The sequence below is a fragment of the Enterococcus sp. DIV2384 genome, assembly GCF_050534975.1.
Lineage (GTDB): Bacteria > Bacillota > Bacilli > Lactobacillales > Enterococcaceae > Enterococcus > Enterococcus faecalis.
The window spans coordinates 1,908,048-1,928,981 of record NZ_CP172905.1 but is presented as its reverse complement, the minus strand read 5'-3'; the positions used below and the strand labels follow the sequence as shown (position 1 = coordinate 1,928,981).

The 20,934-nt window shown below is 37.2% G+C and carries 15 protein-coding genes and 1 riboswitch; of the genes, 14 read left to right on the top strand and 1 reads right to left on the bottom strand.

Annotated elements, in window-relative coordinates:
- Positions 1-250: 250 nt before the first annotated feature.
- The 8 genes from IGK54_RS09235 to IGK54_RS09200 all read left to right on the top strand — a co-directional run bounded on the left by IGK54_RS09235 (position 251) and on the right by IGK54_RS09200 (position 14,573).
- Positions 251-4,606, top strand: a complete 4,356-nt coding sequence (locus IGK54_RS09235; RefSeq protein WP_142957017.1) for a PolC-type DNA polymerase III — start codon at positions 251-253, stop codon at positions 4,604-4,606.
- A gap of 211 nt (positions 4,607-4,817) precedes the next feature.
- Positions 4,818-6,275, top strand: coding sequence for an amino acid permease (locus tag IGK54_RS09230; RefSeq protein WP_002356790.1), 1,458 nt, complete (start codon positions 4,818-4,820; stop codon positions 6,273-6,275).
- 218 nt (positions 6,276-6,493) lie between these two features.
- Complete coding sequence (locus IGK54_RS09225) at positions 6,494-7,870, top strand: hypothetical protein (protein ID WP_142957016.1); 1,377 nt, start codon at positions 6,494-6,496, stop codon at positions 7,868-7,870.
- Between the two features lie 180 nt (positions 7,871-8,050).
- Entirely contained in the window at positions 8,051-10,840 is a 2,790-nt protein-coding gene (locus IGK54_RS09220) for an ATP-dependent DNA helicase DinG (protein WP_142957015.1), read from the top strand.
- A gap of 75 nt (positions 10,841-10,915) precedes the next feature.
- Positions 10,916-11,434, top strand: a complete 519-nt coding sequence (locus IGK54_RS09215) for a DUF5590 domain-containing protein (RefSeq protein ID WP_002382785.1) — start codon at positions 10,916-10,918, stop codon at positions 11,432-11,434.
- A gap of 38 nt (positions 11,435-11,472) precedes the next feature.
- A complete protein-coding gene (locus IGK54_RS09210; protein WP_142957014.1) occupies positions 11,473-12,672 on the top strand; it encodes a pyridoxal phosphate-dependent aminotransferase in 1,200 nt (399 codons plus the stop codon).
- 16 nt (positions 12,673-12,688) lie between these two features.
- Positions 12,689-14,041, top strand: coding sequence for an asparagine--tRNA ligase (gene asnS / locus IGK54_RS09205; protein ID WP_002376912.1), 1,353 nt, complete (start codon positions 12,689-12,691; stop codon positions 14,039-14,041).
- Positions 14,042-14,360: 319 nt separating this feature from the next.
- Positions 14,361-14,573, top strand: coding sequence for a hypothetical protein (locus IGK54_RS09200; RefSeq protein ID WP_228770508.1), 213 nt, complete (start codon positions 14,361-14,363; stop codon positions 14,571-14,573).
- A gap of 601 nt (positions 14,574-15,174) precedes the next feature.
- On the opposite strand, the gene IGK54_RS09195 is transcribed toward IGK54_RS09200, so the two are convergent.
- Positions 15,175-16,134, bottom strand: a complete 960-nt coding sequence (locus IGK54_RS09195) for a Gfo/Idh/MocA family protein (protein ID WP_010823027.1) — start codon at positions 16,132-16,134, stop codon at positions 15,175-15,177.
- A gap of 166 nt (positions 16,135-16,300) precedes the next feature.
- Here IGK54_RS09195 and IGK54_RS09190 point away from each other — a divergent pair, with 166 nt between their 5' ends.
- From IGK54_RS09190 to IGK54_RS09165, 6 genes are all read left to right on the top strand, one after another.
- A complete protein-coding gene (locus IGK54_RS09190; protein ID WP_002382789.1) occupies positions 16,301-16,825 on the top strand; it encodes a hypothetical protein in 525 nt (174 codons plus the stop codon).
- A 59-nt stretch (positions 16,826-16,884) separates the two neighbouring features.
- Positions 16,885-17,064, top strand: coding sequence for a hypothetical protein (locus tag IGK54_RS09185; RefSeq protein ID WP_002384259.1), 180 nt, complete (start codon positions 16,885-16,887; stop codon positions 17,062-17,064).
- A gap of 99 nt (positions 17,065-17,163) precedes the next feature.
- The gene (locus IGK54_RS09180; protein WP_002366997.1) at positions 17,164-17,805 is read left to right on the top strand and encodes a glycoside hydrolase family 73 protein; all 642 of its coding nucleotides are present in this window, start codon (positions 17,164-17,166) and stop codon (positions 17,803-17,805) included.
- A 19-nt stretch (positions 17,806-17,824) separates the two neighbouring features.
- A complete protein-coding gene (locus tag IGK54_RS09175; RefSeq protein ID WP_002356802.1) occupies positions 17,825-18,511 on the top strand; it encodes a hydrolase in 687 nt (228 codons plus the stop codon).
- Positions 18,512-18,657: 146 nt separating this feature from the next.
- A riboswitch (purine riboswitch) is annotated at positions 18,658-18,755 on the top strand.
- A gap of 154 nt (positions 18,756-18,909) precedes the next feature.
- Positions 18,910-19,491: a xanthine phosphoribosyltransferase gene (locus tag IGK54_RS09170; RefSeq protein ID WP_002356804.1), complete on the top strand. Its 582-nt coding sequence runs from the start codon at positions 18,910-18,912 to the stop codon at positions 19,489-19,491.
- 2 nt (positions 19,492-19,493) lie between these two features.
- Positions 19,494-20,813 (top strand): nucleobase:cation symporter-2 family protein, encoded by a 1,320-nt coding sequence (locus tag IGK54_RS09165; RefSeq protein ID WP_185938051.1) that lies wholly within the window; start codon positions 19,494-19,496, stop codon positions 20,811-20,813.
- The last annotated feature ends 121 nt before the right edge of the window (positions 20,814-20,934 follow it).

Genomic DNA, 20,934 nt, shown 5'->3' with positions numbered 1-20,934 from the left:
TAATGAAAAGGGCGGACAGAATGATTAGGATAAACTGTTTCCGCCACTTATCAGCGTTTAAGCTTGAAGCAAAAATCTAAAGTGATTTTTGCTTCAAGCTCTTCTTAGCTCTTTTTAGAAAAGAAACAAGATTGTTTTTTTACAAAAAACGAGTATACTTAATAGAGAAGCGAATGCAGAGAAACCGAAAAAAGGCACTTGACAGATTTGTCTGAGGGCCTTTTTTCAATGATAGAAGGAGGTTCATTTTGTGACAGAAAAAGCACGCGATTTATTTGATAAACTGATGACGCAAATTCAGTTAGATGACACAGCGAAAGAACATCCCTTAATTCAAAATGGCCGGATTGACAAGGTCATTGTTCACCAACAAAGTCGCTTATGGGAATTTCATTTAAGTTTTGATGAATTGATGCCAGTGATGCTATATCAAACATTTATGCAACAATTGGAACTAGCTTTTCAACAAATTGCGCAGGTTTCCGTTCAAATAACCACAAATCAGACAACATTTACTGAGGAACAATTAACGGATTATTGGCAGTTGGCCTTGTTAAATAGTCAATGTAATACGCCGTTAGTTCAGAAAGTCTTAAAAACACAGACACCACAATTTGAAGATCGGAAAATTATCTTACCTGTTGATAATGAAGCAGTTATTCCTTATTTGAAGCAACAATATTTACCAATTATTGAGGAACTTTATTTCTCTTACGGGTTTCCTAAATTTCATATTGAACCAAAAATGGATCAACAGCAAGCTGCAGAAGTGCTGAAAAAGTTTGAAGAGCAAAAATTAGAACAAGCCGCAGCCTTTCAACAACAAGCTGCTGAATCGCTTGTTAAACATGAACAAATGAAAAAAGAAAAACAACAACAAGCGCCTGCGTTTGATGGTCCAATTCGTTTAGGGCGGAATATTCCCAATGATGAACCCATTATGCCAATGGGAAATATACTGGAAGAAGAACGTCGGATAACGATTGAAGGCTTTATTTTTGATAAAGAAGTGCGTGAATTGCGTTCTAAACGAAAAATTTTAATTTTGAAAATAACTGATTATACTTCCTCTTTCGTGGTGAAGAAATTTTCGAATGGGGAAAAAGATGAACAAGTTTTTGATGCGATTCAACCGCAAAGTTGGATTCGTGTTCGTGGTAGTGTACAAGAAGATACCTTCATGCGTGATTTAGTCATGAATGCCCAAGATTTGATGGAAGTCGCCCATGCGCCAAGAAAAGACTACGCGCCAGAAGGTGAAAAACGTGTAGAATTACACATGCATAGTAACATGAGTACAATGGATGCGACCAATAAAGTCGGTGACTTGGTGGCGCAAGCGGGGAAATGGGGGCACAAGGCCATCGCAATTACGGATCATGGCGGCGCCCAAGCGTTTCCTGATGCCCATGCTGCAGGTAAAAAAGCAGGCGTTAAAATTTTATACGGCGTGGAAGCCAATATTGTTGATGATGGTGTACCCATTGCTTACAACGAAGAACATATTGAATTAACAGATGCTACCTATGTGGTCTTTGACGTGGAAACAACGGGGCTTTCCGCTGTTTATGATACAATTATTGAATTGGCCGCAGTCAAAATGCACAAAGGAAATGTCATTGAGACTTTTGAGCAATTTATTGATCCTGGCCATCCATTATCTCAAACAACGATCAATTTAACTGGGATTACAGATGAAATGGTGCGCGGTTCAAAATCCGAAGAAGAAGTTTTACGCATGTTTAAAGAGTTTTCAGAAGGAACTATTTTAGTGGCCCACAACGCTTCTTTTGATATGGGGTTCTTAAATACAAGTTATGGCAAACATGGAATACCTGAAGCGGCTAATCCCGTCATCGATACATTAGAATTATCCAGATTCTTGTATCCACATTTCAAAAGCCATCGTCTAAATACCTTATCGAAAAAATTTGGCGTCAACTTAGAACAACATCACCGCGCCATCTATGACTCGGAATCAACGGGTCATTTATGCTGGATTTTCTTAAAAGAAGCGAAAGAGAATCATGATATGCATTTCCATGATGATTTGAATCGTCATATTGGCGAAGGAGACTCATACAAACGAGCTCGACCTTTCCATGCAACGATTTTAGCAACAACTCAAGCAGGATTAAAAAATCTTTTTAAATTGATTTCGATGTCCAATGTAGATTATTTTTTCCGAGTACCACGGATTCCTCGTTCGCAATTATCGAAGTTAAGAGAAGGGCTTTTAATCGGTTCCGCATGTTCAAACGGCGAAATTTTTGAAGCAATGATGCAAAAAGGTGTCGAAGAAGCAAAAAATCGTGCCAAATTCTACGATTATATTGAAGTTATGCCCAAACCAGTTTACGCGCCATTAATTGAACAAGAATTGGTGAAAAATGAAGCAGATTTGGAAGAAATTATTAGTAATCTAGTGAAAATCGGTGACGAACTTGGCAAGCTGGTTGTCGCCACTGGAAATGTTCATTATTTAAATGAAGAAGATGCCATCTATCGGAAAATTTTAGTCGGGTCTATGGGTGGCGCTAATCCGTTAAATCGCCATAGTTTACCAAAGGTTCATTTCCGAACCACCGATGAAATGTTAACGGAATTTCAATTTTTAGGACAAGACGTCGCTAAGCGAATTGTAGTAGAAAATCCCAACAAAGTCGCTGATTTATGTGAAGAAGTTATTCCAGTAAAAGACGATTTGTATACGCCGAAAATTCCTGGGTCTGAACAAGAAATCACTGATTTAAGCTACAATCGTGCGCGCGAATTGTATGGCGATCCTTTACCAGAAATTGTCGAAAAACGGTTAGAAAAGGAACTGAATTCGATTAACGGGAATGGTTTCTCGGTTATTTATTTAATTTCTCAAAAACTGGTGCATAAAAGTAATGAAGACGGCTATTTAGTCGGTTCACGGGGCTCTGTCGGTTCGAGTTTTGTTGCGACAATGACAGGGATTACTGAAGTAAATCCTTTAGCGCCACATTATTATTGTCCTGAGTGTCAATATTCTGAGTTCTATGAAGATGGTTCCTATGGTTCAGGGTTTGATATGCCTGAAAAAGCCTGTCCAAAATGTGGCGCTCGATTGTTTAAAGATGGTCACGATATTCCTTTTGAAACGTTCTTAGGGTTCCATGGCGACAAAGTTCCCGATATCGATTTGAACTTTTCTGGCGATTATCAAGCCGAAGCCCATAACTACACGAAAGTTCTTTTTGGTGAAGAATATGTTTACCGGGCAGGAACCATTGGTACAGTAGCCGACAAAACAGCGTATGGCTTTGTTAAAGGATATGAAAGAGATCATAATTTACATTTGCGCGGCGCTGAAATTGATCGCTTAGCTAAAGGTTCAACAGGGGTTAAACGGACGACTGGGCAGCATCCCGGCGGTATTATTGTAATTCCTGATTACATGGATGTTTATGACTTTACGCCAATTCAATACCCTGCTGATGATCAAGAGGCAGAATGGAAAACGACGCACTTTGATTTCCATTCCATTCACGATAATATTTTAAAACTTGATATTCTAGGACATGATGATCCAACCGTGATTCGGATGTTACAAGATTTATCTGGGATTGAGCCAAAAACCATCCCAACAGACGATCCAGAAGTGATGCGTATTTTTGAAGGACCTGATGTTCTAGGTGTGGATGCAGAGCAAATTTATTCTAAAACAGGAACTTTAGGAATTCCTGAATTTGGGACACGTTTCGTTCGAGGTATGTTAGAACAGACCCATCCATCAACTTTTGCAGAATTACTTCAAATTTCTGGACTGTCTCACGGAACCGATGTGTGGCTAGGGAATGCAGAAGAATTGATTCGTCGTGGCGAAGCCAATCTTGCTGAAGTAATTGGTTGTCGGGATGATATCATGGTATATTTAATTCATGCTGGTTTGGATAGTGGGATGGCCTTTAAGATTATGGAAACGGTTCGTAAAGGACAATGGAATAAGATTCCTGATGAACTAAGGGATACGTATTTAAATGCGATGAAAGAAAACAACGTCCCTGACTGGTATATTGATTCTTGTTCTAAAATTAAATATATGTTCCCGAAAGCCCATGCGGCAGCATACGTATTAATGGCGTTGCGGGTCGCTTACTTTAAAGTTTATTTCCCAATCTTATATTATTGTGCGTTTTTCTCCGTTCGGGCGGATGACTTTGACTTAGTGGCAATGTCACAAGGGAAAGAAGCTGTGAAAGCACGAATGAAAGAAATTACGGACAAAGGGATGGACGCCTCCACTAAAGAGAAGAACTTATTAACGGTTTTAGAATTATGTAATGAAATGCTGGAACGAGGCTATAAATTTGGCATGATTAATTTGTACAAATCAGATGCTGAAAATTTTGTGATTGAAGGGGATACCTTGATTGCACCTTTCCGAGCAGTGCCAAGTTTAGGCCTCAACGTAGCGAAAGCCATTGTCGCTGCGCGAGAAGAGCAACCGTTCTTATCGAAAGAAGATTTGGCAACACGAGGCAAAGTTTCTAAAACGTTAATTGAATACATGAATGAAAATGGTGTCTTAAAAGACTTGCCAGATGAAAACCAATTATCATTATTTGATATGTTATAAAAGAAAAATCTCTTAGAAAAAGGCTGGTGAAGCAACTTATTCACCGGCCTTTTTTAGTCATCAAATAAATTAGAAAATCATTGCTAGAAGCGTTTTAATTACTTATTAAAAAGCCATCTTTATTTAATTATGTTGAGCTTGTGCATAAAAAGTAAAATGCTTATGATAAATGAAGAGCTTTATTTTTTTTAATAAGAAAGGAATTGGTTATATGGACAAAAAGCAATTACGATGGTTTACCGTCGGGTTAATTGCCTTTAACATGGTCTGGGGTCTTGGAAATGTTGTGAATAATTATGCACAACAAGGGATTTCAGTGGTCACTTCATGGCTTTTGATTTTAGTTTTATATTTTATTCCCTATGCGTTAATCGTAGGACAGTTAGGTTCAACATTTAAAGACAGTAATGGTGGGGTTAGTTCGTGGGTGCAAAATACCAGTACTAAACGTCTAGCCTATTATGCAGCATGGACTTATTGGGTAGTGCACATTCCTTACTTGGCACAAAAACCACAAGCAATTTTAATTGCCTTAGGTTGGGCAGTTCAAGGGAATGGAAACTTAGTCAATACGATGCCAATCGTAACGGTATCATTTATTTCATTAATAATTTTCTTGGTTTTCTTGTTATTATCAACAAAAGGGTTAACCACCTTAAAAGTTATTGGTGGTTTAGCTGGAACCGCCATGTTTGTGATGTCTATTTTATTCATTTTATTAGCGGTAGGCGCACCATTTATTAATTCAACGGTTGAATTTGCGACGCCAAACATGTCACAAGTCAGTACTTACATTCCTAAATTTGACTTTAGTTATTTTACAACCGTATCAATGTTAGTTTTTGCGGTAGGTGGCGCTGAAAAAATTTCTCCTTACGTCAATGCAACTAAAAATCCAGCCAAAGAGTTCCCTAAAGGAATGATTTTCCTAGCAGCAATGGTTGGTTTATCGGCTGTTTTAGGTTCATTTGCAATGGGCATGTTATTCTCAAGTGACAATATTCCTAAAGATTTAATGGCAAATGGTGCCTACAGTGCCTTCCAAAAATTAGGCGCATATTATGGTGTCGGTAATCTCTTAATGATTGTTTATGCTTTGACGAATACAGTGGGTCAAGTGGCTGCGTTAGCCTTTTCAATTGATGCTCCACTGAAAATTCTTTTAGCTGAAGCAGATCCAGAATTTGTTCCAAGTTGGTTACGTAAACGTACGAAAAAAGGTACGTTAATTAATGGTTACCTATTAACAGGTATTTTAGTAAGTATTATTATCGCTTTACCGATGTTTGGGTTGAAGGACATGAACGAAGTGGTTAAATGGCTAACTAACTTAAATTCTGTAGTTATGCCAATGCGTTACTTGTGGGTCTTCTTTGCCTATATGCTTCTAAACAAAGCATACAAACAATTTAATTCAGAATATAAATTTGTTAAAAATCCTAAAATTGGTTTTGTGTTTGGTCTTTGGTGTTTCCTATTTACAGCCTTTGCTTGTATCCTAGGAATGGTGCCTAAATTCGAGTATGCCTCAGACCCTCAAGGCTGGTTGTTCCAATTAGCTTCTAACATTGTGACACCAATCGTCTTAATTCTATTAGGAATGATTTTACCAGCAATTGCACGTCGCGAGAAAAAAGACACGATTTTGCCAATTGATTCAGCAGAATAATTGGTTGCATGTTTCAAGGATAAAATAGTCAGTTTAAGTATTTTGCGTGAGATAAATGGTCAATAGGACTGTTTATCTCACGTTTTTTTCTGTCGATTTTTCTCTAAAATTTCTATTGTCTCTTAAAAATATGAGAAAATCAGAAGAATTTCTCCTGTATACTAAAGGTATCTATCATTAAAAAATGGTTATTAACGGAGAAAAAGGAAGTGAACCTCATGACTAAAACACTTGAAACACAACCAGAAGAGAAAACGGTCTTTCTTTGTAAAGAAACGAATCCAGATTTTTTAGGACGAGAAATTTATGCGGATAATGTTGAAACACCGTATAATTTTTACTTAATTCGCAAGCTTTATTTAGCGAAAGAGTACCAAAATTTAGCAGAAGGGGAACAATTTTTTGAGGCTTTATGTGAAAGTTGGGATGAATCAGAACAGTTTGAAGAGTTAATTGTTAAAAAGATTTATGTCTATGTTGAAACGGAGTTAATGTACTACACTGTTTATTTTGGAAGCTTTGAGCCGACTACTCGTGACTTACGATTCGCATTGAAACAATGGATGTATGAAATACCGACAACTAAAAATAAAAAAACAGTCCGTATGAATGAAACCAATGTGCAAGTAGTGACGCAAGAAAATCAATTAACGGAATTAGCTGGTGAAATTGCTGTCTTACGTGAAATGTTGACACTTTTAAAAGAAAATTTAGCCTCCTTAAATGAAGCCGTTAATCAAACGAGAAATCCCGTCATTACTAGACAAATAAAAACGATCCATTTGAAAAGAGCTTCTCCTGTGATAGCCGCAGAACAGGCATCGCTAAAAGTATCAGAGGATACTAATCTGGAACAACCAGACGTCAATCTATCGCCTGATAATCTGGAAAATCAAGAAGGTGAAACAACTGTAGCAACAAGTGAAGCAGTGCTTCCCGTTAACAAACTAGCACTTGAAGAACCAGCGAAAGAACCAGTGCTATCTGAACCAGCGCCATTTAAAGAAGCGTTGCCAGAAAAAAAACAAGAAAACCAGCAGAGTACCGCGGCAAAACCTTTATTTACTTTTCCACAAGAAACAGAAAAAAGCTCGCTAAATTCAGTGAATAAGTCTGCCGAAAAAGAAGAGGAGCAGAAGTCAGAAAAAGAAGCTGTCTCTATGGAAAGTGAGAAAGAAAATTCATCAAGTCGGACAATTCCTGCGGACTTTCAACGACAATTGGACGAATTAGAAGAGGAAATTTATCGTCGCTTTATGAGTCGCCAGTTAGAGGATACTGATGGAAATCAAGCAGTACCGAAAATAACGATTGAAAAAAGACAGTTAGAAGCACAAATGTTTGAAGCAAAAGCATTCTCACAATCATTTAAACAAGTTCAAAAGAAAAAGGCAGGAGACGTGCGAATTTGCAATCAGTTAAGTTGTATGAAACTAGAAAAAGGATTAGATAAATTTTTAGACGAAGTTACAGAATATGTTGAAAAGCGGACACTATTTAATAAAAAGGTTCGTTGTCCGCTCCCAGTAATCAGAGAATTGGAAGGCTATGGGCAATTAAACCAGTATATGCAGAAAATCCTTGACTGTTATTAATCGTTTATTTAGGAGAAGGTAAGACAAAACCGTTCAATTTATCAGCTTTTAAGCCTGAAACAAAAATCACTTTGGATTTTTGTTTCAGGCTCTTTCTTATTATTTCTGGAAAAGATTTCAAGAGAATTTTTGAAATACTAGTGAAAATCCTATAAATTGTAGTATAATTTTCAAAGATGAATGAAAGGCGTGAAGTCATTGAAAGACAAACAAGTGTATGCAGTAGTTGACCTTGAAACGACTGGAACAGATCCTACAAGTGATCGGATCATTCAGTTTGGATGCGTTCTCGTTCAAGATGGAAAGATTATTGCGAACTTTGCGACAGATGTGAATCCCAATCAAGTAGTACCAAAACAAATTCAAAGTTTAACGGGGATTAGTAATACGCAAGTTCAAAAAGCGCCTTATTTTGAAGATGTAGCACATACAATTTATCATTATCTGGAAGATACTATTTTTGTGGCGCATAACGTCCACTTTGATTATAATTTTTTAGCTCGTGAACTGGTACGGTGTGGCACGCCGCCACTTACTATTCCAGCCATTGATACAGTGGAATTGGCACAGATTTTTTTACCGACAGAAAAAAGTTTCCGTTTAAGTGATTTGTCGGAAAGCTTAGGTTTGTCTCATGAGAATCCCCATCAAGCAGATAGTGATGCGCAGGTTACAGCCGAACTTTTGTTATTAATTCAAGAAAAAATGAAATCTTTACCATTAGTCACTATGGAAAAAATTGCGGAATTAAGTCAACAGACAGCGCGGGAAACCAGTGCCTTTATTCAACAAATGTATGAACAAATGAAAAAACAAGTCACACCATTAAATCCAGCTTATCAAGTGGTCAGTGGCATTGCTTTACGCAAAAAAGAAGTTCCTCTTTTTGAAGAAACGTTCTATCAGACTAGCACGTATCCCAAAACTAAAAAAGCCAAAGAAAAACTGTTTGGCGAACGTTTCGCTTATCGTGCGGAACAGAGTCGGATGATGAATTTAGTCTATGATCATTTTACAGAAGGAACGACAAAAGATTTATTTATTGAAGCGGCGACTGGAACGGGAAAAACATTAGGCTATCTGTTGCCGATGAGCTATTTAGCAACGCCAGAAAAACCAGTCATCATTTCAACAGTTTCGATTGTTTTACAAAATCAATTAGTGGAAAAAGATTTACCATTAGCCAATCAAATCTGCCAAGGGAAATTACGAGGCATTGTTATTAAAAGCCATCGACACTATCTTGATTTACAACGCTTTAAGGCAACGTTGAATCAGCCAACTCCGCAAAAACAATACGCTCTTTATCAAATGGGCGTTCTCGTCTGGTTGCTAGAAACAGAAACGGGCGATTTAGATGAACTACAATTGACGAATTTAAATCATTTATTCTGGAAAGAAGTTACACATCGCGGATTGGATTTTCTTTCAAAAAAAGATGAACTTTATGAAGTTGACTTTTTAAGACATCTGTATAAAAAAGTCGCTCAAAGTAACGTGTTGATTGTTAATCATGCATTTTTGGCGCAAGAGTCGCTAAGAAAACAACCGTTATTACCTGAAAGTCCGTGGCTAATTATTGATGAAGCACATCATTTACCAGACATCGCTAGTCGGATGGCAAGCGAACGAGTAAACAGTGTGATACTAAAAAAACAAGTCACGCATTTTATTGAAAAAGAACAACTTTTTGTTGCTTTACAGCAAATTTTTCAACAGTTTTCTGAAGAGTATCGGCTTGTAAAAATTTATCAGCAAGGTTTACTGGATTTTGTGGATGAATGGCAAGATTTTCTTTTTGAATTGCATCGTTTATTTAGTAAAACACAGAAGCGAATAGACCATCAGGAGTTGCTTTTAACCAAAGAACGTATTGATTATTTATCTGCTGCGGGAGAAAAACATAGTCAAACGCTCCAGCTTTTACTGCAGGAGCTGTTAACTATTCAAAGTAAGTTACAGCAAACAATTATGAGTCAGTTGGAAACCTTTAGTTTGGCTGATCGCATCGTTTTTGTTCGCTTGTTTCAATTTTTTGATGAAATTGAACGTATTCATCACTGTTTTACCATTTATCTTGATGATTGGCGTCCACGTTGGGTAAAAGAATATTTACCACAAAATGAAGACCATGGCTTGATTGAAATTCATGACTTAGAAGCTAGTTTGCTTCCTGAAACAAAGTGGTATCCGCGGTATGAACGAATTATTTATACAAGCGGCACATTGAAGTTTGGCAACAATAAAAAGTATTTACCGCAACGGTTAGGTTTAACAGAGGTGACGTTCAAAACCCTGCCAACGCCATATAACTATGCAGAAAATGCGCGAGTCTATGTACCGGAAGAAGCAGTAGCCATTCAAAATGCCTCTTCCTATGAGATGGGTCAATACATTTCAGATACCATTGAAAAATTGATGGCGCAAGAGGAACGTTCGATGTTGGTTCTTTTTACTTCGCATGAATTATTGTCCACCGTGTATCATCAAGTCCAGCCAAGATTATTGGAAAAAGGACAAGAGGTCCTCGCCCAAGGGATTAGCGGCAGTCGTGAAAAAATTCTTAAACGGTTCTCTAATGGAAAACCGAATGTCTTGCTAGGAGCCGATAGCTTTTGGGAAGGTGTGGACTTACCAGGAACAGCTTTACAGTTATTGATAGTCACGCGTTTACCTTTTGAAAATCCGAAACGACCACTTGTGCAAGCAAAATATGCGTATTTAGAAGCAGAAGGGATACAACCATTTGCTCAAGAAGCGGTACCGAAAGCAGCCTTACGTTTGCGACAAGCACTGGGCCGTTTAATCCGTTCTGAAGAAGACAGAGGGGCATTGCTGATTCTGGATCGTCGTTTAGTCACTGCAAAATATGGCAAACGATTAATCAAAGCGTTTCCTAAGGGACTCTCAGTAAAAGAAGCGCCCATGCCTGAAATTTTAGAAGAATTAAAGGAATTTTTAAACAAATAATCGATTATTTTTAGGTCATATTTGTGAAAGGCCGCTATTTTTCTGCTATAATAAGACCCAGTAAGTTTAGAGAGGATGGAAGGATTTTTGGAGGAATTAGAAGAAAAGAAAGAGAAGAAACGGATTACTGTCCTTTTAACCCTATTGGCAATCCTTTTAGCAATTCTTGTAACAATAATTATCTTTTTTGTACGAACCAATCAACCAATGGCTCAAGCCAAAAAAGAAGCAACCGCAATTGCCAAAACTTCTGCTAATTTAGAAACAGTTGATAAATTTTACTGGTTTACACGCAAAAATACGTATTTTACTTTAACCGGCAAAAATGATAAAGGCACAGAGATTGTCGTGATTGTCCCTAAATCGGGAGAAAAAGTCACGGTCTTAAATCAAAAAGATGGTCAAACTGAACAACAAATAACAGACATTGTTGCTAAAGCCCATCCCGATGAATCGGTGATGAAAGCTACGTTAGGGCTTTATGATAAGCGCCCTGCATGGGAAGTGGTCACCGAAAATGATCAAGGAGTACTAACGTATTATCTTATGAGCTTTGATAAAGGCGAAGAGATTAACGTTGTCAAAGATATTTAATTTAGATAGGTTTTGATGAAAGTGGGAGTGAAAGGTGTATGAACGTATCAAATCGAGCACAGCAATTGACTCCTTCTGTTACATTAGCAGCTGCCGCCAAAGCGAAAGCATTAAAAGCAAAAGGTGTAGATGTTTTAAGCTTAACGGTCGGGGAACCAGATTTTGTAACCCCGAAAAATATTCAAAAAGCAGCAATTGCTTCAATTGAGGATGGAAGAGCAAGTTATTACACACCTTCTGGCGGCATTCCTGAATTAAAGCAAGCAATTGTTTCTTATGTGGAACGAGAATATCAACTTTGTTATCAACCCAAGCAAGTTATTGTGACAGATGGTGCCAAATATGCGCTATATCTATTATTTCAAGCCATTTTGAACGTTGGGGACGAAGTGATTATCCCTGTCCCTTATTGGGTAAGTTATGGTGAACAAGTCAAGTTAGCAGAAGGCAAGCCAGTGTTTGTATCAAGCACGCAAGAGCAATCATTTAAAGTATCAGTCGCACAATTAGAAGCTGTACGAACAGACAAAACGAAAGCAATCATTTTAAATTCACCATCTAACCCAACTGGTGTTATTTATACGGAAGAAGAATTACGCCAAATTGGTGAATGGGTAGTTGCTCATAATATCCTCATTATTGCAGATGATATTTATGGTCGTTTGGTGTACAATGGACATCGGTTCACACCAATTGCAACCATCTCAGAAGCAATTCGTCAACAGACAATCATTATTAATGGTGTTTCCAAAACATATGCAATGACAGGCTGGCGCATTGGTTTTGCAGTCGGTGATGAAAAAATTATTCAAGCAATGACACAACTCGCTTCACAATCCACCAGTAATCCAGTCGCAGTTAGCCAATATGCGGCAATTGAGGCTTTAACAGGTGAACAGTCGACAATTGAAGACATGCGTCAGGCCTTTGAAAAACGCCTGAATCATATCTATCCAAAAGTAGCAGCTTTGCCAGGTGTTTCGCTAATAAAACCTGAAGGCGCCTTTTATCTATTCCCGAATGTCAAAAAAACGTTAGAAATTTGTGGGTATGATAACGTGACTAACTGGGTGGAAGATTTATTACAAGAAGCGCATGTTGCTCTGGTAACGGGAGAGGGCTTTGGTGCACCAGAACATGTGCGGATGAGCTATGCGACAGATTTAATGACGTTAGAAAAAGCGATTGAGCGAATGAATGACTTTATAGAAAAGAAACGAATTCAGCACAACGCCTAAAAGAATAAACTAAGAAATGAACGGAGAGACAAACGTGGAACAAATTCAAATTATTGATTCAAACAAACATGTTGGAGAAACAGTAAAAATTGGCGCTTGGATTGCTAACAAACGCTCAAGCGGAAAAATTGCCTTTTTACAATTACGTGACGGGACAGCCTTTTTCCAAGGTGTCGTGTTCAAACCAAACTTCATTGAAGCCTTTGGTGAAGAAGCTGGTACAGAAAAATTCCAAGAAATTAAACATTTATCACAAGAAACAGCAGTCATGGTTACTGGTGTTATCAAAGAAGATAGCCGTTCTAAGTTCGGCTATGAAATGGATATCACTGATTTAGAAGTCGTTGGCGCTTCAGAAGATTACCCAATTACGCCGAAAGAACACGGTACAGATTTCTTAATGGATCATCGTCATTTATGGTTACGTTCAAGCAAACAACATGCAATCATGTTAGTTCGTAACGAAATTATTCGTGCTACTTACGAGTTCTTTAACGAACAAGGATTCATTAAAATTGATAGCCCAATTTTAACAGGATCAGCACCAGAAGGCACAACAGAATTATTTGAAACAGATTACTTCGGACAACCAGCATTCTTATCACAAACAGGTCAATTATATGCAGAAGCTGGTGCGATGGCATTTGGAAAAGTCTTTACTTTTGGACCAACCTTCCGTGCGGAAAAATCCAAAACTCGTCGTCACTTAACGGAATTCTGGATGATTGAACCAGAAATGGCATACACAACTCATGAAGAATCACTAGATATTCAAGAAGCCTATGTAAAACATTTAATTAAATCGGTATTGAAAAATCAACAATATCCATTGGATGTTTTAGAACGTGATACAGCGTTACTAGAAAAATATGTTTCGGAACCTTTCAAACGTATTACTTACGATGATGCGATTGAGTTATTACAAAAAGAAGAAGCAAACAATGATTATGACCACATTGAATGGGGCGAAGACTTTGGTAGTCCACATGAAACCTTTATTTCAAATTACTATGGCGTTCCAACATTCATTTTAAATTATCCAAAAGCAATTAAAGCCTTCTATATGAAACCACATCCAACACGTGAAGATGTTGTAATTTGTGCCGATTTAATTGCACCAGAAGGTTATGGTGAAATTATCGGTGGTTCCGAGCGTGCAACTGATTATGATTATTTGAAAGAAAAAGTAGCTGAGTTTGGCTTATCAGAAGAAGAATACAGCTGGTATTTAGATTTACGTAAATACGGTTCTGTACCACATTCTGGCTTCGGATTAGGTTTAGAACGTGCTGTTACGTTCATTACTGGTAATGAACACATTCGTGAAGCGATTCCGTTCCCACGTATGTTAAACCGTATTTATCCATAGAGAAAAATGGAAACTGGAAGTTTAAGCGTTTAGCTTGAACTTCCAGTTTTATTTGATGCGATAAAGCTTAAATTGATATTCACCAATTAGTAATGTTAAGGGAGTAAAAAAGATGGTTTTCTTTGGTTTTTTATTTATTTTTCTGCTTTCGGTAATTTTATTTGTCTCTGATCGCTATACAATGAAATACGTTTTATGGATTATTTTAGCTGTAACATGGAAAAATTTATTCATATTTAAACTAATTAGCTATTCTATAAATGATAGTGGATTTTTTTATCTGATATATGACATTTTGGTTGTACCGTTATTTTTTATAATGACAGGTGTGGTTCTTTTAATCGAAAGTTTCTACAAAAAAACACGCTCATTTATTCCAGAGGCACTTTTGGTTTTGACTTTTGCGTTGTTAGGGAGTAGTTATGGAGAAACAGTGTTAAGTGAAGTAACGCCTAGTTGGTTAATGATTCAGTTGATCGTAGTGGTCTATTTTTGTTATTTATTGTTACAAAACTTAACTGAGAAGAAGTAGGAAAGAAAGAGAAAAACTGAATTAAGCTTTTATTATTAAAGGAGGTGAACAGAAGCGATGATCAGTACACATCTATTTGCCTATGAAGATATAATTGGTAGCCTGTTGGCTTTCCTAGGACTGTTATATGCCATCAGGACGGAAAGTATCATTAGATATTTTGTATTGACTATTGTTGCAATTATCTGGATCAATCCAGTCTTATTTAAGAATTACATAGTTGTCTTATCGAACATATTTTTACAATTTATGTTTATTCCGTTATTTTTATTATCACTGTCAATCATTTTTTTGACAGAAAAAGAGAATAGATTATTTTGTATACCAATTATTTTTTAAGTATTTCTTGTCTTTTCACAAGCTACTTGGCTTTATGAGTATAATACAGAGTTAAGAGTTAGTGCAGTATTTATGATACTGTTAGGGATATATCTCAAACTAGTAAAAATAATTAAGCAGTAAAACAAAAAGAGGTCGGGACAGAAGTGTTTAACTCCGAGAAATAAGCCGAAGGGGTTGCTTCTGTTCTCGCCGTGTATCAGTTTTTGAGCGTGGAGCAAAAATCCAAAGTGATTTTTGTCCCACGCTCTTTTTGATTCCCTTACGCCTGCCATAATTTTTGCATCTGGTCCAAAATATCAATGACTTCTGTCGTGAAAAATAAGGAGCGGTTGGGTTGTGTACCTTTGATTGCTTCAACCATATTGTAGATTTCATAATTCATGGCTTCAGCTGAGTACCCAGAAACGATGGTCTCAACCGTACCGTCATTGTAGTGAACGATTGCTTCATCTGCACGTGGATAATCTATAATGGTAATATAGGCATCTTCAAAAGCAACAATTCCTTGCTTTGGCATTTTTGCTTGGAATGTTAATGAAATAGTAGCCAACTCATTTTCTTTATTCCGAAGCAATGTCACCGATTGTTCATCAACGCCAGTAGAGAAGGGAACCATGCTAGAGGCTAAAACGTCTGGCTGTGAGCTGAGAAACCAACGAGCAAACGAAACCGCATAAGTACCAATATCTAACAATGCGCCGCCTGCTAAGTCAGGATTAAAAAAGCGATTTTTAGGATCGGGTTCTTTGTAACTTCCAAATGGTGCTTGAATCATTTTTAACTGACCAAATTTGCCAGCATCCATCAAGCGACGTAATTCGTCGTATAGTGGCATGTTAAAAATAGTCATGGCCTCTGCTAAAATAAGGTCATTTTTTTCTGCAACTGCCAAGGCTTGTTTTAATTCTGCCGCGTTCATCGTAATAGCTTTTTCACACAACACATGTTTTCCAGCCTGGAGCGCTTTTAAAATGTGTTCAGCATGTTGTTTATTTGGCACTGCTATATAAACAACATCGATTGTTTCATCTGCTAGCAATTCTTCATAAGAACCATAGGCTTTAGGGATTGAATAATCAGCGGCAAATTGTTCTGCTTTAGTCAATGTCCGTGAAGCAACAGCTGCAAGTTGGCTAGTTTCTTGTTTAAACGTTGAAGCAAATTCGTGGGCAATCCCACCTAATCCTACGATGCCCCATTGATATAATTTTTTTGTCAAAAGAAGTCCTCCTAATCTATGCAATTTCTTCAAATCTTCTTCATTATTTATTATACTGTAAACAAGAGAAATTAGAAAACAAGGACAATTTTGTAAATATGATAAAATCCAGAGATAAAAAGATGCTTTTTTTAGAGAATTTCAGTAAAATAGAAAATGGAGGCGAATGATTATGCATCAAGTTTATGTAGATATTATTGTTGACGCAATTATTGAACAGTACCAAACAGAAGAAAATTTTTACTCCGCTTATCAAATTCAAGCAGCCGATTGGCAAGCTTGGAAAGAAGGCCAATTTGGTTTGGACAATGAAGTCATGCAAAAAATTAAGAATTTATTTACGGATTATGAGTGGATGCTGACTCAAAAAATACTCCGCCAAACCATCTTATTTCCGGAAAAACGTAACCTAGCTGTTTCGGAATATAAACGGTTAAAAACAACAATTGCCAAAAAATGGTTACAATCTGATTTGGGCGTTGTAGAATTGATTCCTAATAATAAACAGGAACAAGAAATTGCTGCTGGTTATATTGATTTGAAAGTGACGCTGGCCTATGGCGAATGGGGTTTTGATGATATTATTACATTCCGGTTACCAGCTACGATTCAACGACAATTGGAAGGTTCAAAAGTTGAATTATTAGATTGGGTCAATGAAAATCTGATGGATACTTACGTAGGTGAATAACGAATAGGAAGGATGGTCTTTTGAAATACACAATTGCTGGGATTTTATCTGTGATTATTATGTTTGGTGCGGTAATTTTTGTCTTTTTTGGCAAAAAGCCAGTTGAAGAATCTGTTCACACATCAACTGAAACAACAGTGAAATCATCCACTAAAATTTCTGAAAGTAGTACAGTTTCTTCAACTGCTACCACTGAATCAAGTACTGAAATCACGAGCGTAAGCAGTGATGAAAGTTGATAATTTTCTGTGAAAATGATACAATTATTCGGTTATAGTAACAAATGAAATCAATCACGAAAGTGAAAGATAGTGAAACATTTTATCGGAAAATAAAAGATGAAGTGGGGAATTAATGAAGTGAGCAACTATCAGAAAAAAAGAAAAAAGCAGCTGAATTTGCCAAAGTTATTCTTAGGCGTAGTTGTCGTCGGTTTGGCCTTTGTCTTTTCGTTATCTGTCCTTTCTGATTCAGATAAGGGACAAAGCGAGTCAGTCAATCGCCAAAATGAAAACATCTCAAAAGAAGAATTTGTTGCTGAAATCACACCGTATGCACGTGAATTACAAGAATCTTACGGGGTATTACCAAGTATTATTATGGGGCAAGCAGTTTTAGAATCTAATTTTGGACAAAGTCAATTAGCATCGAAATATAACAATCTTTTTGGGATTAAAGCATATGGCAATCAACCAAAAGTCAATTTAGAAACAAAAGAGTATGTCAATGAGGTCTGGATTACGATTCAGGGTGATTTTCGAGTTTATGACAATTGGGAAGAATCCATGCGAGATCATACCAAGTTATTTGTTGATGGGGTCGATTGGGATCCAAATTTATATGAAAAAGTCTTGTTAGCCAAAAATTATAAAGAGGCTGCACAAGCGCTTCAAGATGCTGGATACGCAACGGATCCTACATACGCTGATAAGATCATTCATGTAATTGAAGAATACAATTTAAATAAATACGACCGTTAAGCATGGAGGAACGATGACAATGAGCGAAAAGTGGATTCCAGAAATTATGACGCCGCTGAAACAAGATATTGTAAAAATGCCAGAGATTATTCGGCAAGCCAGTGGCATTAAAATTTTTGGCCGTAAAATAAAATCAATTATTTTTACGACAGATATTGCGATTATCCGCAATACGGATGCACAGGCAGTGATTGCTGTATACCCTTTTACACCGCATCCAGCGATTACAAAAGGCATTATTGAAGCAGCGGATATTCCTGTCTTTTCAGGAGTCGGCGGCGGTTTAACGCAAGGCATGCGTTCTGCTTATATGAGTTTATTTGCAGAAGCACAAGGCTCAATGGGTGTCGTTTTGAATGGTCCTACACCAATTGAAACAATTAAAATGGTGGATGAAGCAATCGATATTCCTATTATCAGTACAGTAACTTCTATTCATACGCCAATTGATGAAAAACTTGCGGCTGGCGTGGATATGATTAATATCAGTGCAGGAAAAGACACTGCAGCCACCGTACGCTATTTCCGTGGCAAGTATCCAGAATTACCGATTATTGCAACAGGAGGACCAACTGAATCGAGTATTCATGAAACCATTATCGCCGGAGCGAATGCTATTACATATACGCCCCCTAGTAACGGTGAATTATTCAGCAAAAAAATGAAAAAATATCGTGAACAAGAAAAAGCAACCGATGAAGAATAAAAAACGCTTTGGCAGTCTATCCTGCCAAAGCGTTTTTGGCTATTTAATGTTCGCTTTTACGGAACAATGGAAGAATGAACCAATTATTTGAAAATTCTAATGAAAAAAAGTTGTTAAACCATTGAAAGTTAGAGATTTTTGTACTATCCTAGAGAAACATAGAAGCTTGTATAAGGTCAAAATACGGTTGACCGTCTCTACCCAGCACCGTAAATGCTGGTCTATAAGTGAAGAAGAGCGGATAGCCCTTTTTTGCTTTGGCAAAATGGGCTTTTTTCTTTTGTTAGAACACGAATATAAATAGCACTTTGTTTTATTTCGTTCGTTTTTAACGAACCGTCCTTTCCTCAGGATGAGAACAAAGCATCTATCGAAAAATAAGTAAAGGAGTTCATATTGTGAAGGAATTAGTCGAACGTATTAAAAATGATGGCCGTGTATTAGGTGAAGGTGTTTTAAAAGTAGATAGTTTTATTACGCACCAAGTGGATCCAGAATTAATGGAGGCTATGGGTAATCGTTTTGCTGAGGTTTTCGCAGAAGCAGGCATTACCAAAGTAATTACAATTGAAGCATCAGGAATCGCTCCTGCCTTATACGCAGCGCAAAAATTAGGCGTGCCAATGATCTTCGCTCGTAAGGCAAAAAGTTTAACCATGGATGAAGAGCTTTTAACGGCTTCAGTTTATTCATTTACAAAACAAGTGACAAGTCAAATTTCAATTTCAAGAAAATTTTTATCTGATGCTGATAAAGTGTTGATTATTGATGACTTTTTAGCTAACGGACAAGCTGCCAAAGGATTGGTAGAATTATGCCAACAGGCTGGTGCAAAGGTTGAAGGAATTGGTATCGTAATTGAAAAATCATTCCAAGATGGTCGTCAGTTATTAGAAGACATGGGCTTAAATGTAGTCTCTTTAGCGCGTATTGCTTCATTAAGTGAAGGAACGGTGACGTTTTTAGAGGAGGATGCATAATCTTGGAAACAAAACAATTGAATACACCACAACAGACGGAAACACCAAATGGGAAAGCCGCCGTTTTAGGATTGCAACATTTATTAGCGATGTATGCTGGAGCAGTTGCCGTACCTTTATTAATCGGAACCGGCTTGAATTTTGATTCGCAACAAATGACGTATTTGATTTCAATCGATATTTTTATGTGCGGCGTTGCGACACTTTTACAATTAACGGTGAATAAGTTTTTTGGGATTGGTTTACCAGTCGTTTTAGGTTGTGCCATTCAAGCAGTTGCGCCTTTAATCATGATTGGTACGAACAAAGGGGTTGGTGCAATTTATGGTTCAATTATTGCTTCGGGCATTTTTGTCGTTCTTATTGCAGGATTTTTCTCAAAAATTAAACGTCTATTTCCGCCTTTAGTCACCGGCACAGTCATTACAGTTATTGGTTTGACCTTAATTCCTGTTGCTGTTGAAAAAATGGGTGGCGGCTTAGCAACGGACAAAAGTTTTGGTGATCCTAAAAACTTGCTCCTCGCATTTGTAACAATTGTCTTAATCATTGTTGTGCAAGTTTGGGGACGTGGCTTTATCAAGTCAATTGCCGTGTTAATCGGCCTAGTCGGTGGCACAATTTTAGCTGCGTTTCTGGGATTAGTGGATTTATCTCCTGTTGGTCAAGCTACGTGGTTTCATTTTCCACAGCCATTTTATTTTGGCAAACCAACGTTTGATCTTTCTTCTATTGTGTTGATGATTATTATTTCAATTGTTAGTATGGTTGAATCAACAGGTGTTTATTTTGCCTTAGGAGACATTACAGGGAAGAAAATTGGCGAAGATGATTTACGTCGTGGGTATCATGCAGAAGGTTTAGCCGTCATTTTAGGGGGGATTTTTAATACGTTTCCTTATACAGGTTTCTCTCAAAATGTCGGGTTAGTTCAATTATCTGGGATCAAAACACGTCGACCAATTTATTTTTCTGCTTTTTTCTTAATTATTTTAGGCTTATTACCAAAAATTGGTGCGATGGCTCAAATTATCCCAGAGCCAGTTTTAGGCGGCGGAATGCTGGTTATGTTTGGAATGGTGGCTGTCCAAGGAATGCGCATGTTGTCAAAAGTTGACTACTCAAATGACAAAAATTTATTAATTATTGCCATCTCGATTGGCTTTGGTTTAGGCTTTAATATTATGCCGACGCTCTTTAATAAAGTACCAGAAACTGTTAGCATGTTTACTGGTAATGGAATTGTCATGAGCAGCATTACCGCAATTATTTTAAATCTTTTATTCAATGGTTTAAAAGAAACCTCAGAAAGTAACGAATAGTTTCAAAAAAGTATGATAGATAAGGTCAGGTGGCTTTTCTTTCATACTTTTTTGACCTAATCATCGTTTAGAAAAATTTAATGTTTTCATCAATCTGAAGAGAAAAAGAGAAAAAAGCTTG

Bases quoted from the DNA above. Each gene is read 5' to 3' on its own strand.
- IGK54_RS09230 (WP_002356790.1), top strand. From the start codon at position 4,818: ATGGACAAAAAGCAATTACGATGGTTTACCGTCGGGTTAATTGCCTTT.
- IGK54_RS09180 (WP_002366997.1), top strand. From the start codon at position 17,164: ATGAAGTGGGGAATTAATGAAGTGAGCAACTATCAGAAAAAAAGAAAA.
- IGK54_RS09210 (WP_142957014.1), top strand. From the start codon at position 11,473: ATGAACGTATCAAATCGAGCACAGCAATTGACTCCTTCTGTTACATTA.
- IGK54_RS09225 (WP_142957016.1), top strand. From the start codon at position 6,494: ATGACTAAAACACTTGAAACACAACCAGAAGAGAAAACGGTCTTTCTT.
- IGK54_RS09220 (WP_142957015.1), top strand. From the start codon at position 8,051: ATGAAAGGCGTGAAGTCATTGAAAGACAAACAAGTGTATGCAGTAGTT.
- IGK54_RS09190 (WP_002382789.1), top strand. From the start codon at position 16,301: ATGATTATGCATCAAGTTTATGTAGATATTATTGTTGACGCAATTATT.
- IGK54_RS09185 (WP_002384259.1), top strand. From the start codon at position 16,885: ATGTTTGGTGCGGTAATTTTTGTCTTTTTTGGCAAAAAGCCAGTTGAA.
- IGK54_RS09200 (WP_228770508.1), top strand. From the start codon at position 14,361: ATGACAGGTGTGGTTCTTTTAATCGAAAGTTTCTACAAAAAAACACGC.
- IGK54_RS09175 (WP_002356802.1), top strand. From the start codon at position 17,825: ATGAGCGAAAAGTGGATTCCAGAAATTATGACGCCGCTGAAACAAGAT.
- asnS (WP_002376912.1), top strand. From the start codon at position 12,689: ATGAACGGAGAGACAAACGTGGAACAAATTCAAATTATTGATTCAAAC.
- IGK54_RS09215 (WP_002382785.1), top strand. From the start codon at position 10,916: ATGGAAGGATTTTTGGAGGAATTAGAAGAAAAGAAAGAGAAGAAACGG.